The organism is Pseudomonas sp. P1_F1_2 (genome assembly GCF_056405815.1).
Genome location: NZ_JBFUBK010000012.1, coordinates 68,930 through 84,393, shown reverse-complemented (window position 1 = coordinate 84,393; position 15,464 = coordinate 68,930). Strand labels below are relative to the sequence as shown.

Annotated in this window: 17 protein-coding genes; all 17 read right to left on the bottom strand. The window is 59.8% G+C overall.

All coding sequences use genetic code 11. From position 1 onward, the window contains the following. Positions 1-11: 11 nt before the first annotated feature. Positions 12-752, bottom strand: coding sequence for an RNA polymerase sigma factor FliA (fliA, locus tag AC1D2P_RS05865; RefSeq protein WP_007894214.1), 741 nt, complete (start codon positions 750-752; stop codon positions 12-14). After that, positions 749-1,579 (bottom strand): flagellar synthesis regulator FleN, encoded by an 831-nt coding sequence (fleN, locus tag AC1D2P_RS05860; protein WP_003222917.1) that lies wholly within the window; start codon positions 1,577-1,579, stop codon positions 749-751. The genes fliA and fleN overlap by 4 nt, the downstream gene beginning before the upstream one ends. Before the next feature lie 116 nt (positions 1,580-1,695). Then, on the bottom strand, positions 1,696-3,030 hold the full coding sequence (gene flhF / locus AC1D2P_RS05855; RefSeq protein WP_046032842.1) for a flagellar biosynthesis GTPase FlhF: 1,335 nt from the start codon (positions 3,028-3,030) through the stop codon (positions 1,696-1,698). A gap of 11 nt (positions 3,031-3,041) precedes the next feature. Then, positions 3,042-5,171 (bottom strand): flagellar biosynthesis protein FlhA, encoded by a 2,130-nt coding sequence (gene flhA, locus AC1D2P_RS05850; protein ID WP_046032841.1) that lies wholly within the window; start codon positions 5,169-5,171, stop codon positions 3,042-3,044. Between the two features lie 249 nt (positions 5,172-5,420). Next, complete coding sequence (flhB, locus tag AC1D2P_RS05845; RefSeq protein WP_046032840.1) at positions 5,421-6,560, bottom strand: flagellar biosynthesis protein FlhB; 1,140 nt, start codon at positions 6,558-6,560, stop codon at positions 5,421-5,423. A 3-nt stretch (positions 6,561-6,563) separates the two neighbouring features. Beyond that, a complete protein-coding gene (fliR, locus tag AC1D2P_RS05840; protein ID WP_477758164.1) occupies positions 6,564-7,349 on the bottom strand; it encodes a flagellar biosynthetic protein FliR in 786 nt (261 codons plus the stop codon). 3 nt (positions 7,350-7,352) lie between these two features. Next, positions 7,353-7,622, bottom strand: a complete 270-nt coding sequence (gene fliQ / locus AC1D2P_RS05835; RefSeq protein ID WP_007948918.1) for a flagellar biosynthesis protein FliQ — start codon at positions 7,620-7,622, stop codon at positions 7,353-7,355. Then, positions 7,619-8,377 (bottom strand): flagellar type III secretion system pore protein FliP, encoded by a 759-nt coding sequence (fliP, locus tag AC1D2P_RS05830; protein WP_477758165.1) that lies wholly within the window; start codon positions 8,375-8,377, stop codon positions 7,619-7,621. The genes fliQ and fliP overlap by 4 nt, the downstream gene beginning before the upstream one ends. Further along, positions 8,377-8,835, bottom strand: a complete 459-nt coding sequence (gene fliO / locus AC1D2P_RS05825; RefSeq protein WP_477758166.1) for a flagellar biosynthetic protein FliO — start codon at positions 8,833-8,835, stop codon at positions 8,377-8,379. Before fliO ends, fliP begins: the two co-directional genes overlap by 1 nt. Beyond that, the gene (gene fliN / locus AC1D2P_RS05820; RefSeq protein WP_046032836.1) at positions 8,836-9,294 is read right to left on the bottom strand and encodes a flagellar motor switch protein FliN; all 459 of its coding nucleotides are present in this window, start codon (positions 9,292-9,294) and stop codon (positions 8,836-8,838) included. 65 nt (positions 9,295-9,359) lie between these two features. After that, a complete protein-coding gene (gene fliM / locus AC1D2P_RS05815; RefSeq protein ID WP_046032835.1) occupies positions 9,360-10,328 on the bottom strand; it encodes a flagellar motor switch protein FliM in 969 nt (322 codons plus the stop codon). Positions 10,329-10,337: 9 nt separating this feature from the next. Then, positions 10,338-10,835: a flagellar basal body-associated protein FliL gene (fliL, locus tag AC1D2P_RS05810; RefSeq protein WP_046032834.1), complete on the bottom strand. Its 498-nt coding sequence runs from the start codon at positions 10,833-10,835 to the stop codon at positions 10,338-10,340. 223 nt (positions 10,836-11,058) lie between these two features. Beyond that, positions 11,059-12,438, bottom strand: coding sequence for a flagellar hook-length control protein FliK (locus AC1D2P_RS05805; protein ID WP_477758167.1), 1,380 nt, complete (start codon positions 12,436-12,438; stop codon positions 11,059-11,061). A gap of 84 nt (positions 12,439-12,522) precedes the next feature. Then, the gene (locus AC1D2P_RS05800) at positions 12,523-12,891 is read right to left on the bottom strand and encodes an Hpt domain-containing protein (protein WP_046032832.1); all 369 of its coding nucleotides are present in this window, start codon (positions 12,889-12,891) and stop codon (positions 12,523-12,525) included. Positions 12,892-12,921: 30 nt separating this feature from the next. Further along, positions 12,922-14,625: an ATP-binding SpoIIE family protein phosphatase gene (locus AC1D2P_RS05795; RefSeq protein ID WP_109786413.1), complete on the bottom strand. Its 1,704-nt coding sequence runs from the start codon at positions 14,623-14,625 to the stop codon at positions 12,922-12,924. Between the two features lie 5 nt (positions 14,626-14,630). Beyond that, on the bottom strand, positions 14,631-14,930 hold the full coding sequence (locus AC1D2P_RS05790) for an STAS domain-containing protein (protein ID WP_109786412.1): 300 nt from the start codon (positions 14,928-14,930) through the stop codon (positions 14,631-14,633). An 81-nt stretch (positions 14,931-15,011) separates the two neighbouring features. Further along, positions 15,012-15,461 (bottom strand): flagellar export protein FliJ, encoded by a 450-nt coding sequence (fliJ, locus tag AC1D2P_RS05785; protein ID WP_046032829.1) that lies wholly within the window; start codon positions 15,459-15,461, stop codon positions 15,012-15,014. Between the last annotated feature and the right edge of the window lie 3 nt (positions 15,462-15,464).

Below are 15,464 nucleotides of genomic sequence, written 5' to 3'. Positions count from 1 at the left end.
CCACACTGCCTTCAGCGCGCTCGCCACTCCCCCAAACGCCCCCGCAAGCGGGCCGCGCACTGGCTGTGTAACTGGCTGACCCGCGATTCGCTGACCCCCAGGACCTCACCGATTTCCTTGAGATTCAACTCTTCGTCGTAGTACAGCGCCAACACCAGTCGCTCGCGCTCCGGCAAATTGGCAATCGCGTCCGCCAGCGCCGCCTGGAAGCGTTCATCTTCCAGATCGCGTGACGGTTCGAGATGAGCACTCGCGCCATCCTCGTGCAGCCCTTCGTGTTCGCCGTCTTGCAACAGATCGTCGAAACTGAATAGGCGGCTGCCCAGGGTGTCGTTCAAAATCCCGTAATAATCGTCGAGACTCAATTGGAGTTCGGCCGCAACCTCGTGATCTTTAGCGTCACGGCCGGTTTTAGCTTCAATAGAGCGAATTGCGTCACTGACCATGCGGGTATTTCGGTGGACCGAACGTGGCGCCCAGTCCCCCTTGCGCACTTCATCGAGCATTGCGCCGCGGATTCGTATGCCCGCGTACGTCTCGAAACTCGCGCCTTTGCTGGCGTCGTATTTGGTCGATACTTCCAGCAGGCCGATCATCCCGGCCTGAATCAAATCTTCAACCTGCACACTGGCTGGCAGACGCGCCAGCAAATGGTAAGCAATGCGTTTGACCAGTGGCGCGTAACGCTCGATCAGCTCGTACTGCGCGTCACGCGCCGACTTCTTGTAGAGGTTGTAGCCACTGGCTGTCATAGGACGGGTCCTGCGGTCTGTTGCACGAGGCGCTCGACGAAAAACTCCAGGTGCCCACGCGGGTTGGCAGGCAACGGCCAGGTATCGACCTTCTGAGCGATGGCCTTGAACGCCAGGGCACACTTGGAACGCGGGAAGGCTTCGTACACGGCGCGCTGTTTCTGCACGGCCTTGCGCACACTTTCGTCGTAAGGCACCGCGCCGACGTATTGCAGGGCGACGTCGAGGAAGCGATCGGTGACTTTGGTCAACTTGGCGAACAGGTTGCGACCTTCTTGCGGACTCTGGGCCATGTTGGCCAGGACACGGAAGCGGTTCATGCCGTAATCGCGGTTGAGCAATTTGATCAGCGCGTAGGCGTCAGTGATCGAGGTGGGCTCATCGCAGACCACCAGCAATACTTCCTGGGCCGCGCGAACAAAACTGACTACCGAGTCACCAATACCTGCAGCGGTGTCGATGACCAGTACGTCGAGGTTGTCGCCAATATCACTGAACGCCTGGATCAGGCCGGCGTGTTGCGCCGGGCTCAAGTGAACCATGCTCTGTGTACCGGACGCCGCCGGAACGATTCGAATACCGCCCGGCCCTTGCAACAGAACGTCGCGCAGCTCGCAGCGGCCTTCGATCACGTCGGCCAGGGTACGTTTGGGTGTCAGTCCCAGCAGGACGTCAACGTTCGCCAGGCCCAGGTCAGCGTCCAACAGCATGACGCGACGGCCGAGCTCAGCCAGGGCCAGCGACAAATTCACTGACACGTTAGTCTTGCCGACGCCACCCTTGCCGCCGGTCACCGCGATCACCTGTACGGGATGCATGCTGCCCATGTTATTTCTTTACCTTGTCTTGCATAGACGGAGGCCACATTACTGGCTGCGCGTTCGCAATTGGAACAATGCATGGCAGACCATCGATGTAGGTACAAAAACTGTTCATTACTACCTTAGCCAACCTGCTTGGTCGGGCTGTGGTAAATATCAGCGAACATGTCAGCCATGGCTTCTTCGCTGGGTTCTTCCTGCATTTGTACGCTGACGGCACGGCTGACCAATTGATGACGACGCGGCAGATGCAAATCATCCGGAATCCGCGGACCGTCAGTCAGGTAGGCCACCGGTAACTCATGACTGATCGCCAGGCTTAACACCTCGCCCAGACTTGCCGTTTCATCCAGTTTAGTCAGGATGCAGCCAGCGAGCCCGCAGCGCTTGTAACTGTGATAAGCGGCTGTTAGAACCTGTTTCTGGCTGGTGGTTGCCAATACCAGATAATTTTTTGATTTGATGCCACGTCCGGCCAGGCTTTCAAGCTGCATGCGCAGTGCCGGATCGCTGGCCTGAAGGCCCGCGGTATCGATCAGCACGACGCGTTTGCGCAGCAGCGGCTCCAGTGCCTGAACCAGGGACTGGCCCGGATCGACGTGGGTTACCGACACATTGAGGATACGCCCCAACGTCTTGAGTTGTTCCTGGGCACCGATGCGGAAGCTGTCCATGCTCACCAGCGCGATGTTCTGCGCGCCATACTTGAGCACGTAACGGGCCGCGAGCTTGGCCAGCGTGGTGGTCTTGCCCATGCCGGCAGGACCGACCATGGCAATCACACCGCCCTCTTCCAGTGGTTCGACTTCCGGCGTGGCAATCATCCGCGCCAGGTGCGCCAGCAACATGCGCCAGGCCTGACGGGGCTCATCGATGTCGGGAACCATCGCCAGCAAATCGCGGGACAACGGGCCGGACAAGCCGATGCGTTGCAGGCGACGCCACAGATTGGCCTGGGCCGGACGGCTGCCTTGCAGTTGATTCCAGGCCAGCGAGCCGAGCTGCACTTCCATCAGTTCGCGCAGGCTGTTGAGTTCGAAACGCATCGAGTCGAACGCACGCGGATCCACGCCGCCCGCGGCAGGTGCCGGTGCTGGCGCAGCGCGACGCGGCTCGGCGTAGGTCGGCTCGATCAGCGGCTCGGCGGCGGTCAGCGGCAGACCGGCGAACAGCTGGCGATTGGTGGTCTTGTCGCCGTCAGTTTCGCCATCGCCACGCAGGCTCAGTTCGGCCTGGGCGGTGACGATCCGCGACTGGGTCTTGCGCAGCTCATCCTCGAGTTCCATGTTCGGAACACGCGGGGCCAGCGCCGACAACTTGTAATCCAGGGCAGCCGTCAGCTCGACACCACCGGCGATCCGGCGATTGCCAATAATGGCTGCATCGGCGCCCAGCTCATCACGAACCAGTTTCATGGCCTGACGCATATCGGCGGCGAAAAAACGCTTAACTTGCATAAACCACTACCTCAGCCGTTGGGCCCTACTGTCGCAACGATGGTCACTTGCTTGTTGTCAGGGATTTCCTGATAAGCCAACACATGCAAACCCGGGACTGCCAGTCGGCCAAATCGCGACAACATTGCGCGAACCGGACCGGCCACCAGCAGAATCACCGGTTGACCTTGCATTTCCTGACGCTGCGCCGCATCGATCAACGAGCGCTGCAGCTTCTCCGCCATGCTTGGCTCCAGCAGAACACCCTCTTCCGAGCCTTGTCCTGCCTTCTGAAGACTATTGAGCAATATCTGTTCCAACCTTGGCTCCAGAGTGATCACTGGTAGCTCGGAGTCAGTGCCTACAATGCTTTGCACGATTGCGCGCGATACGCCGACGCGCACTGCGGCCACCAATGCGGCAGTATCTTGACTCTTCGCCGCATTGTTGGCGATCGCTTCGGCGATGCTGCGAATATCGCGCACGGGCACCTGTTCGGCCAGCAGCGCCTGCAACACCTTGAGCAGTTGCGACAGCGAAACCACGCCCGGCACCAATTCCTCGGCCAGTTTAGGCGAGCTTTTGGCCAGCAACTGCATCAGTTGCTGGACTTCTTCGTGACCGATCAGTTCGCTGGAGTGCTTGTACAGAATCTGGTTCAAGTGGGTTGCCACGACCGTACTGGCATCGACCACGGTGTACCCGAGCGATTGCGCCTGGGCCCGCTGGCTGATTTCGATCCAGACCGCCTCCAGGCCAAATGCCGGATCTTTGGCAGTTATGCCATTAAGCGTGCCGTAAACCTGCCCCGGGTTGATCGCCAGTTCGCGATCCGGATAAATCTCCGCCTCGGCCAGGATCACCCCCATCAACGTCAGGCGATAGGCACTCGGCGCCAGATCGAGGTTGTCACGGATATGCACGGTCGGCATCAGGAAGCCCAGGTCCTGGGACAGCTTCTTGCGTACGCCCTTGATCCGCGCCAGCAACTGACCACCCTGATTGCGGTCCACCAGCGGGATCAAGCGGTAGCCGACTTCAAGGCCAATCATGTCGATTGGGGTGACGTCATCCCAGCCAAGCTCTTTGGTTTCCATGGCGCGGGCCGGCGAAGGCAGCAGTTCCTGCTGACGCTTGACCTCTTGCAGCGCCTGAACCTTGACCACGTTCTGTTTTTTCCAGAACAGGTAGGCACCACCGGCGGCGACGGCGGCCATGCTCAAGAACGAGAAGTGCGGCATGCCGGGCACCAGGCCCATCACTGCCATCAAGCCAGCGGCCACCGCCAACGCTTTGGGCGAGGCGAACATCTGGCGGTTGATTTGCTTGCCCATGTCTTCCGAACCGGAAGCACGGGTCACCATGATCGCTGCAGCGGTGGACAACAGCAGTGATGGCAATTGCGCCACCAAACCGTCACCAATGGTCAGCAGCGCGTAAACCTTGCCTGCGTCGGCAAATGACATGTTGTGCTGGAAGATACCAACCGCCATGCCGCCGATCAGGTTGATGAACAGAATCAGCAGGCCGGCGATGGCGTCACCGCGCACGAACTTACTGGCACCGTCCATGGAACCGTAGAACTCGGCTTCCTGAGCGACTTCCATCCGGCGCAGCTTGGCCTGGTTCTGATCGATCAGGCCGGCATTGAGGTCGGCGTCGATAGCCATTTGTTTGCCGGGCATCGCATCGAGGGTGAATCGCGCGCTCACCTCGGAAATCCGCCCGGCGCCCTTGGTCACCACGACGAAGTTGATGATCATCAAAATCGCGAACACTACGATACCGACCACGTAGTTACCGCCGATCACCACCTCACCGAAGGCCTGGATCACCTTACCGGCGGCAGCATGACCGTCCTGGCCGTGGAGCATCACCACTCGCGTCGAGGCCACGTTCAGCGCCAGCCGCAACAGCGTCGCCACCAGCAGAATGGTCGGGAACACCGCAAAATCCAGCGGCCGCAGCGCGTAAACGCAGACCAGCAACACGACGATGGACAGCGCAATGTTGAACGTGAAGAACACGTCCAGCAGGAACGGCGGCACCGGCAGCATCATCATGGCCAGCATGACCAGCAGCAGCAACGGCACGCCCAGATTGCCCCGACTTAAGTCGGCAACGTTTGTGCGGGCACTGTTGAGTAACTGAGAGCGATCCACCGGTTTTCCCCGTTCCTTTAAAGCAAACTTTTGACGCCTGAAGCAGGCGCAGGGCGGCTATTGCAAGAAGCCTTCCAACTTTTGCAAAGGTCGTAAATAGAGGGGTTTATTAGGGTTTGTAGCAGCTGCCGAGCCTGCGAGGCTGCGTCCGAGGACGGAGTCCTCGCAAAGCCTTACGACTGCTTCGCCCGAGCGCGGACCGAGCCGGACGCAGCCTCGCAAGCTCGGCAGCTGCTACAGGCGTAGGGATCAGGAATCGCGGCGCAGATCCGGTGGAATCGGCAGATCATCCTTGAGCGGCTCCGGCGGCTTGCCCTTGCCCGCACGGTGCTGGCGGATCTGGTAGACGTAGGCCAGGACCTGAGCGACCGCCAGGTACAGCCCGCCGGGAATTTCCTGCTCAAGCTCGGTGGAGTGATAGATCGAACGCGCCAGGGCTGGCGATTCGAGCAGCAGCACCTCGTTGGCCACGGCGATTTCACGGATCTTCAAGGCCAGGAAATCAGTACCCTTGGCCAGTAGCACCGGCGCGCTGCCTTTGTCCGGGTCGTACTTGAGCGCGACGGCGTAGTGGGTCGGGTTGGTGATAACCACATCGGCCTCGGGAATGGCTGCCATCATCCGGCGCTGCGACATCTCGCGCTGCAACTGGCGAATGCGCTGCTTGACCTCCGGCCGCCCTTCCTGATCCTTGTGTTCGTCGCGCACCTCCTGCTTGGTCATCAGCAGTTTATTGTGGCTTTCCCACAACTGCACCGGCACGTCGACAGCGGCGATGATGATCAGCCCACAGGCCATCCACAACGTGCTCCAGCCGACGACTTGCAGACTGTGAATGATCGCCATCTCCAGCGGTTCGTGCGCGATACGCATCAGGTCGTCGATGTCGGAAGACAACACCGCCAGCGCCACGAACAGCACGATCAAAAACTTCGCCAGCGCCTTGAGCAGCTCGACGATAGCCTTGGCCGAAAACATTCGCTTGAGGCCCGCACCGGGGTTCATTCGACTGAATTTCGGTGCCATCGAGCCTGCCGCAAACAACCAGCCACCCAGGGAAATCGGGCCAATCAAAGCAGCCAGCAACAAGGTGATCATCACGGGTTGAATCGCGACCAGGGCAATCTGCCCTGAATGCAGCAGGAAGGTCCCCATGTTGCGCTGATCCAGAATGACTTCCCGCGACAGCGTGAAGTTCATCCGCATCAATTCCATCATCTCCTGCGCCAGGGCACCGCCGAAAATCAGCAATCCGCCCGCGCCGGCGAGCATGATCGCCAGGGTATTGAGCTCCTTGGAGCGCGCAATTTCACCCTTGTCCCGGGAGTCCTTTTTGCGTTTCTCCGTGGGGTCTTCTGTTTTGTCCTGACCGCTTTCGCTCTCAGCCATGACTCAGCGCGCCCGTGCCAGTTCGCGTAAAAACTGCAAGGCCTCGCTGGCCAGCGGTTGATACTGATTGATGATGTCCGCCAGCCCGACCCAGACAATGAACAGCCCGAGCACCAGCGTCAGCGGGAAACCGATAGAGAAAATGTTGAGCTGCGGCGCAGCCCGGGTCATCACGCCAAACGCGATGTTGACCACCAGCAGCGCCGTAATCGCCGGCAGCACCAGCAACAACGCGGCACCCAGGACCCAGCCAAGCTTGCCGGCCAGCTCCCAGAAATGATTGACCATCAACCCGCTACCGACCGGCAGCGCGGTGAAGCTTTCCGAGAGAATTTCGAAGACCACCAGATGCCCGTTCATCGACAGGAACAGCAGCGTGACCAGCATGGTGAAGAACTGCCCGATCACCGCCACCGAAACGCCGTTGGTGGGGTCGACCATCGACGCGAAACCCATGCCCATTTGAATCGAGACGATCTGCCCGGCGATCACGAAGGCCTGGAAAAACAACTGCAAGGAAAAGCCCAGCACCGCGCCAATCAGGATCTGCTCGGCAATCAGCAGCAACCCGCTCAGGTCCAGCGCATTGACCGGCGGCATCGGTGGCAGGCCCGGCGCAATCACCACGGTGATTGCCAGCGCGAAGTACAAACGCACTCGCTTGGGCACCAGCGTCGTACCGAACACCGGCATGACCATCAGCAACGACCCGATGCGAAACAGCGGCAACATGAAAGTCGCCACCCAGGTACTGATCTGGATGTCGGTCAGCTGCAACAACGAGGGCATGGTTCAGCCAATGACCTGAGGAATACTGCCGTACAGCTGCAGGATGTATTCCATGAACGTCTGCACCAGCCACGGACCGGCAACGATCAGCGTCACCAGCATGACCAACAGGCGCGGCAGGAAGCTCAGGGTCTGTTCGTTGATCTGCGTCGCGGCCTGGAACATCGCCACCAACAGGCCGACCAGCAGGCTGGGAATCACCAGCACGGCAACCATCATGGTGGTCAGCCACAGCGCTTCGCGAAAGATGTCTACCGCGACTTCCGGCGTCATGGCGATACACCGCCGAAGCTGCTCGCCAACGTACCGATGATCAACGCCCAGCCATCCACCAGCACGAACAACATGATTTTGAACGGCAGGGAAATAATCAGCGGCGAGAGCATCATCATCCCCATCGCCATCAACACACTGGCCACGACCAAGTCGATGATCAGGAACGGAATGAAGATCATGAAGCCGATCTGGAACGCGGTTTTCAGCTCGGACGTGACAAACGCCGGCACCAGAATGGTCAGCGGCGCCTGATCCGGCGAGGCGATATCGGTACGCTTGGACAGGCGCATGAACAGTTCAAGATCACTGCTGCGCGTCTGGGCCAGCATGAAATCCTTGATTGGCACCTGGGCCCTGGTGACGGCGTCCTGAGCGGTGAGTTTTTCCGCCAGATACGGTTGCAAGGCGTCCTGGTTCACCCGATCAAAGACGGGCGCCATGATGAACATCGTCAGAAACAACGCCATGCCCGTGAGAATCTGGTTCGACGGTGTCTGTTGCAGGCCCAGGGCCTGACGCAGAATCGAGAAGACGATGATGATCCGGGTGAAACTGGTCATCAGCATGACGAACGCCGGGATGAAACTCAGCGCCGTCATGATCAGCAGGATTTGCAGGCTGACCGAATATTCCTGAGCGCCATTGGCGTTGGTGCCCAGGGTGATCGCCGGGATCGACAACGGATCGGCGGCGAACGCCAGCGGTGCAGCCAGCATCAGGGCCAGCGTCAAGACGATGCGTAACGCACCCATTACTTCTTATCCTTCTGATCCTTGCCGAGCATCTTCAACAGATGCTGGGCAAACTCGGGGGTCGCTTTCTCAGTCCCGCCCGGCACTTGCACCGGCTCCTTGAGCACATGCAGCGCAGTGATGGTGCCAGGGCTGAGGCCGAGCAGAATCTGTTCGTTACCGACTTGCACCAGCATCAAACGGTCGCGCGGGCCCAGCGCACGGGAACCGATCAACTCGATCACCTGCCCTTTACCGGCCGGCCCGGCCTGCTGGACCCGGCGCAGCAGCCAGGCGAGGAAGAAGATCAACCCCAGCACCAACAGCAAGCCGAACACCAACTGTGTCAATTGCCCGGCCACACCGTTGCTGACGGCGGGCGCTGCGGCCACCGTCGCGGTCGTTACCGGTTCGGCAGCCAGCACGCTGAACGGCAACGCCAGCGCGAATACCAGCAAAGAACCCAGGACCTTTTTCACTTAGCGCAGCTTCTTGATGCGTTCGCTTGGGCTGATCACGTCGGTCAGGCGGATGCCGAACTTCTCGTTGACCACAACCACTTCGCCATGAGCGATCAATGTGCCGTTGACCAGCACGTCCAGCGGCTCGCCGGCCAGACGATCCAGCTCGATCACCGAACCCTGGTTGAGTTGCAGCAGGTTACGAATGTTGATATCGGTGCTGCCCACTTCCATGGAAATCGATACCGGGATATCCAGGATCACGTCCAGGTTCGGACCTTCCAGGCTGACCGGGTCGTTGCTTTTCGCCACACCGCCGAACTCTTCCATCGGCACACGGTTGGACGACGAGCCAGCGGTATCGGCAGCCAGCAAGGCGTCGATATCGTCCTGACCGGCGTCACCGGTTTCTTCCAGGGCCGCAGCCCACTCATCAGCCAGCGCCTGGTCGTCCTGGGCGTTCATATCGTCGTTCATCATTTGTCCTCGGCGGGCAACTATTCAATCAAGAGCAGTCAATTAATAGGGAAGTGGAGCGCCGGTCAGCGGCGCTCGATCGGCTCGATCACTTGCAACGCGAGGTTGCCTTTGTGCGAGCCCATCTTGACCTTGAAGGCCGGCACGCCATTGGCGCGCATGATCATGTCTTCCGGCATCTCGACCGGGATAACGTCCCCCGGCTGCATGTGCAGGATGTCGCGCAAGCGCAACTGGCGACGGGCAACCGTGGCGCTGATCGGCACGTCGACATCCAGCACGTCCTGACGCAAGGCATTGACCCAGCGCTCGTCCTGATCGTCGAGGTCGGACTGGAAACCGGCGTCGAGCATTTCACGCACCGGCTCGATCATCGAGTACGGCATGGTGACGTGCAGGTCGCCGCCACCGCCATCGAGTTCGATGTGGAACGTGGACACCACTACCGCTTCGCTCGGGCCGACGATGTTGGCCATGGCCGGGTTCACTTCCGAGTTGATGTACTCGAAGTTCACTTCCATGATCGCCTGCCAGGCTTCCTTCAAATCGACGAAGGCCTGCTCCAGCACCATGCGCACCACACGCAGTTCGGTCGGGGTGAATTCACGCCCCTCGATCTTGGCGTGACGGCCGTCGCCACCGAAGAAGTTGTCCACCAGCTTGAACACCAGCTTGGCGTCGAGGATGAACAGCGCGGTACCGCGCAACGGCTTGATCTTGACCAGGTTGAGGCTGGTCGGTACGTACAGCGAGTGCACGTATTCGCCAAACTTCATGACCTGCACACCGCCGACGGCAACGTCCGCCGAGCGGCGCAGCATGTTGAACATGCTGATGCGGGTGTAACGGGCAAAACGCTCGTTGATCATTTCCAGGGTCGGCATGCGTCCGCGGACGATGCGATCCTGGCTGGTCAGGTCGTAGCTTTTGACGCTGCCGGGTTCAGCAACGTTATCGGTCTGTACCAGACCATCGTCGACGCCATGCAACAGCGCATCGATCTCATCCTGGGACAGCAGGTCCTGCACGGCCATGTCGTGTTCCTACTGCAGTACGAAATTAGTGAAAAGCAACTGTTCGATAACCACTTTGCCGAGCTCTTTCTGCGCCACTTCCTGCACGCTGGCCGTAGCCTTCTGGCGCAACATTTCCTGGCCAACCGGCGTTGCCAGCGTGGCGAAATCCTGACCGGAGAACAGCATGACCAGATTGTTGCGGATCACCGGCATGTGCACCTTGAGCGCTTCCAGGTCGGCCTGATTGCGCCCCTGCATGGTGATGCTCACCTGCATGTAGCGCTGACGGCCATTCTGGTTGTAGTTGGCCACGAAGGCCGGCGCCATGGGTTCGAAGATCGCGGGCTGCTTGCCAACCACTGCGGGTTCCGCGGCAACAGGCTTGCTCTGGGCGCTATTCATGAAGAACCAGGTCGCCCCCACGGACATGCCGATCGCCAGCAGCAAGGCCACCACGATCAAAATGATCAGCTTGATCTTGCCTTTGGTTGCGGGGTCTTTTACTGCTGCTTCGCTCTTCGCCATGCCAATAATCCGTCACTATTCGGGTTTTCACAGTCGCACGGCAAGGCAAGAGCAAGTGTTATGCCAGAAGTGTCGGAGGCAGTTGGGGCCGGGAGCTTCAGCCACCCTAAACGACTGTGGGAGCGGGCTTGCGCGCGATAGCGGTGTGACAGTCAATGAAGATTTTGACTGTCAGACCCTCATCGCGGGCAAGCCTGCTCCCACAGGTTTTTGTTGCGTTTGATCAGGCGTAGTAGTCGACCGCGCTTGAGCCGATCACGCTGCTGGTTTCGGCGGTGGCTTCAGTGATGGAAGCCGAAAGCTCCTCATCCATCGAATCAACGCGACCACCACTGGCGCTGGTGCGTCCACCCTGCCCCTGCTGAGCCTGCTCTTGACCCTGCCCCTGCCAGCCACGGGACTGATCGGACACGTTGACGTCGACCTGCCCCATGCCCTGTTGCGAGAACATGTCACGCAGGCGATGCATTTGGCTGTCCAGCGCTTCGCGAACGCTTGGATGGGCGCTCATGAAGGTGACTTGGGTCTGCTGGTCCGGAACCATGTTCACCCGAATATCCAGGCGACCCAGTTCGGCCGGTTGCAACTGAATGTCCGCCGCCTTGAGATTGGCGCTGGAGAGGTACATGACCCGGTTGACCACTTCTTCGGTCCAGCCACTTTGATGCATGGCGATCGGCTGATTCACCGGCAACGCGTTGGCGGTCTTGGGTGTGGCTGCCTGAGTCAATGCCGCCAGACGGTTGGCGAAGTCGTCGACACGGGTATCGCTGCTGGCGGAGGTCAGGTCTTTCAGGCCATCGTCGATGAGACCGCTGAAGGCTTTCTCGCCGCCTTGGCTGGTGCTGTCTTTATCGACTTGCAGGTCGAGCATGCTCGCCATGCCGGCGGCAAAATTCTGCGCCGACGTCGGCTCGCTGTTGGCCTGGACTTGGGCCTGGGAAGCTTTTGGCTGGGCCTGGCTGGAAGCGGACACGTGACCACTTTGCTCCATGGCCAGACGCACGGCTGGCAGCGCATCAAGTGGATCGGCTTCAGGATCGAACCCGCTGTCAGCGAGAGGAGCGGCCACTTGCGCGGGAGCGGCAACGACGGCTGCAGCCACCGGCGCTTCAACTTTCGGCGCAAGGCTCGCCACAACCGGTGCAGGTGCCGGCGTTACCGGCACAGTCACCAACGGCTGCACGGCTTGCATCAAGACAGGATCGAGGGCCGGATCGAGGGTCGGATCTGCCGGTGGAACATCGGCTACCGGCGTATCAATTGTCAGCAGTGGGTCATCGCTGGCCGTCGTGTCATCTGTCGGCGCCGGTTTATCGGCGGGCAAGGAATTGCCGCTATCGGCAACCGCAGGTTCCACGACGGCAGCCGTATCGGTGCTGGCGCCAGGCTTGGCGGTGTCTTGCGGCGCATTGTCAGTCGTCGGCTTGGCCGATTTATCAGCGACCACAACAGGTGTGTCCTGACCCTGTTTGGCGTAAACCTCAGCAAAGCTGGACGCCTTGTCCCCTGGCTCGGCAGCCACCGCCGGGGTATTGGCGGAAGCGGCGGGAGTCTTGGCCGCCGGGCTGGCCTGAAGAAGTGAATTGGGGGTAACGGGCATAAAACGGTCTCCGCTGCACTGGGATCGTAGGTACAGTTGATCGGTATACGTGCAAGTGTCGGGCCAAAATTGCCAGAATAATGTTTAAAACGTCGAGTGGCTGGATAGCCCAGCCAGAGAGCGTTGCTTTTCCGCCCCGTAAAGCACTCGGACGATGGCGAATTCAGCCTCAATTTTCTCCACCAGATTCCCAATGACTTCGGGGCTTTCTTGCTTGGCACGCCGTTCAAGGTCACCGCACAACTCAGCCAGGCGAACGGCGCCCATGTTACTGCTGCTTCCCTTGAAGCTATGGGCGGTTTCCACGAGCTGCGCGGCATCGCCAGCCTTTTTCAGCAGAAGCAAACGCTCTTCTGAATCGCGAAGGAACGTATCCAGCAATTCGGGATAGTCTTGTTCCATGACCTCTTGCAACGCGCTCAGCACGTTTCGGTCCAGATGTTCGTCAGCCACTTGCTCACTCCTTGATCAAGAATGGGTGAATTATGCCAGAGCCTCCCAGAGAAACTCCACGCGCGCACTTCGACCATCGTCAGACCAGCTCGCGTTACGGCTCAACTGGCGGATAAGACTGATGCCACGACCCGACAGACGGATACCATCAAGCGGTCGCTCCAGCACCCGATCCACATCAAAACCGATACCGCTGTCCTCAACCCGAACAATCAGCCGACCGCCCTCGCCTTCGGGCACCACTTGCAAATGCACCCGCACATAGCCGTCCTGCAGTGCCTCCAGCCGCTCATTTCGCTGAAGATAATAACGCGCGAACCCCGACGAATCACGCTTGAGGCTTGAATCCAGCCCCAGCACGCCGTGCTCCAGGGCATTGGAATACAGCTCGGCGAGCACGCTGTGAAGCGCGCCACTTTGAGCCCGCAGCCCATGAACCTCAAGCAACAACTGCAAGAGGTATGGCAGCGGGTTGAAACGCTTGAGGGTGGCCGCACGAAACTCGAAACTCACCGACCAGTCCAGCGGGCAGGACTGACCACTGTCGGAATACACCAGTGCCGGCGGGCTCAGTTGCGCCGCCTCCAGCAGACTGACCTCGACCATACTCACGTCATCACGGGCCTGGCCACCGAAATCGCGCAAGGCCTGTTCGATTTCCTCAAACAGCAGGTCAGGCTGACGATTGGCTGCAAACACCTGCTGCAACCGGTCCACGCCAAACAATTGTTCGTGGCTATCGCAGGTGTCGATGACCCCGTCGGACAGCAGGAACACGCGATCCCCGACCGCCATCGGAAACACTTCGGTGCGGTCATCGAAGGTTTGCGGACTCAGCACCCCCAGCGGCAGGTGGCGCGCTTTCAATCGTTTGCGCTCCCCCGTAGCAATGACGTGCAGGTAGCCATCCGGCATTCCGCCATTCCAGACCTCCACCGAACGTCGTTGAAAACTCAAACTCAACAGCGTTGCGCAACAGAACATGTCCACCGGCAGGATGCGTTTGAGCTTGGCGTTCATTTCACGCAGGGTTTCGGCCAGCCCGTAGCCCTTGGCGGTCATGCCGTAGAACACTTCCGCCAGCGGCATGGCGCCCACGGCCGCCGGCAAGCCATGGCCGGTGAAATCCCCCAGCAGCACATGCATATCGCCGGCCGGGGTGAAGGCCGCCAACAGCAGATCACCGTTGAACAGCGCATAGGGCGATTGCAGGTAGCGGATGTTCGGCGCATTCAGACAGCCCGAATGCGCCACTTTGTCGAACACCGCCTTCGCCACCCGCTGCTCATTGAGCAAATAATCGTGATGTTTGGCGATCAGGTCGCGCTGTTGCAGCACGGTCGCCTGCAAGCGGCGCAAGCGATCCATCGCGTTGATCTTGGCGGCGAGAATCACCGGGTTATAGGGTTTTGCCAGAAAGTCGTCACCGCCAGCCTCCAGGCATCGGGCCAAGGCTTCACTTTCGGTGAGCGACGTCAGAAAGATGATCGGCACCAGGGTTTCCCCGGCCAACAGTTTGATCTGGCGCGCCGCCTCGAAACCGTCCATCACCGGCATCATGGCGTCCATCAAGACCAGTTGCGGTCGCTGTTCACGAAATGCATCGACCGCTTCGGCGCCATTGGCAGCCGTCAGCACCTCATGGCCCTGGCGACGGACGATAGTCGACAGCAGCATGCGATCGGCCGCGCTGTCTTCGGCGATGAGGATCGTCAGGGGGGCGAGCGACTGCATGGCAGTCAACTGATGTCGAACAGCTTGTCGAAGTTGGAGATGGCGAGGATCTTCCTGACGTCCGAACTGCTGTTGACCACGCGAATATCGGAATCGTCGCCACCGGCGTGATCCCGTAGCAGCAGCAACATGCCCAGCGCGGAGCTGTCGAGGTAGGTCGCATCTTTCAAGTCGACCACGACCGCCGAAAGCGCCTTGTCCTCGTAAGACTCACGAAACTCCTGATGCTTGGCGAAATCGAATCGTCCCTTGATCGAAATCGTCAGTTTTTGCCCATCTTTGGACACTTCTGAGATGACTGACATTTATCGGCTTCCTTGTCATGGGGTAGCGTGCTGTACAAGGTTTAGCACTTGGTAGAGAGGGGAGCAAGGCGCAGCGATTGTTCAATACGGATTCTGACGCGGCAAGCGCTGGGACAGCTCATCCAGCAATCTCTGCTCGCGCTTGTCCTCCAACTGCCGCGCCTCGTCCATGTAACGTTGTACAAGTTTGCGCAAGCCTTCAACCCGCGCGAACGCCTGCTGCCAGGAATCGCGCGCTTTGCTCAGGTTGTTTTGATGCCAGTTCAGGCTCTGTCGCTGCTGATCGATGGCCGTACCGAGTTGCGCCAGAAAGCCCTGATAGCCCAGCAGCCATTGGCCAGAAACGCCACTGCTGCCGCGCACGATCCATTGTTCCTGGTATTCGAGGCGAAAGGCTTCGAGGTCGGCGAGTTTGCTTTCCGCCACGCGAACCTGACCCTGAAAGTGCCCGAGGCGCATGACGGCGGTTTTCTCGGCCTTTTCGGCCATTTCCACCACCGGCGCCAGGCGCGCGGCTCGACTCAGGGCCATGGT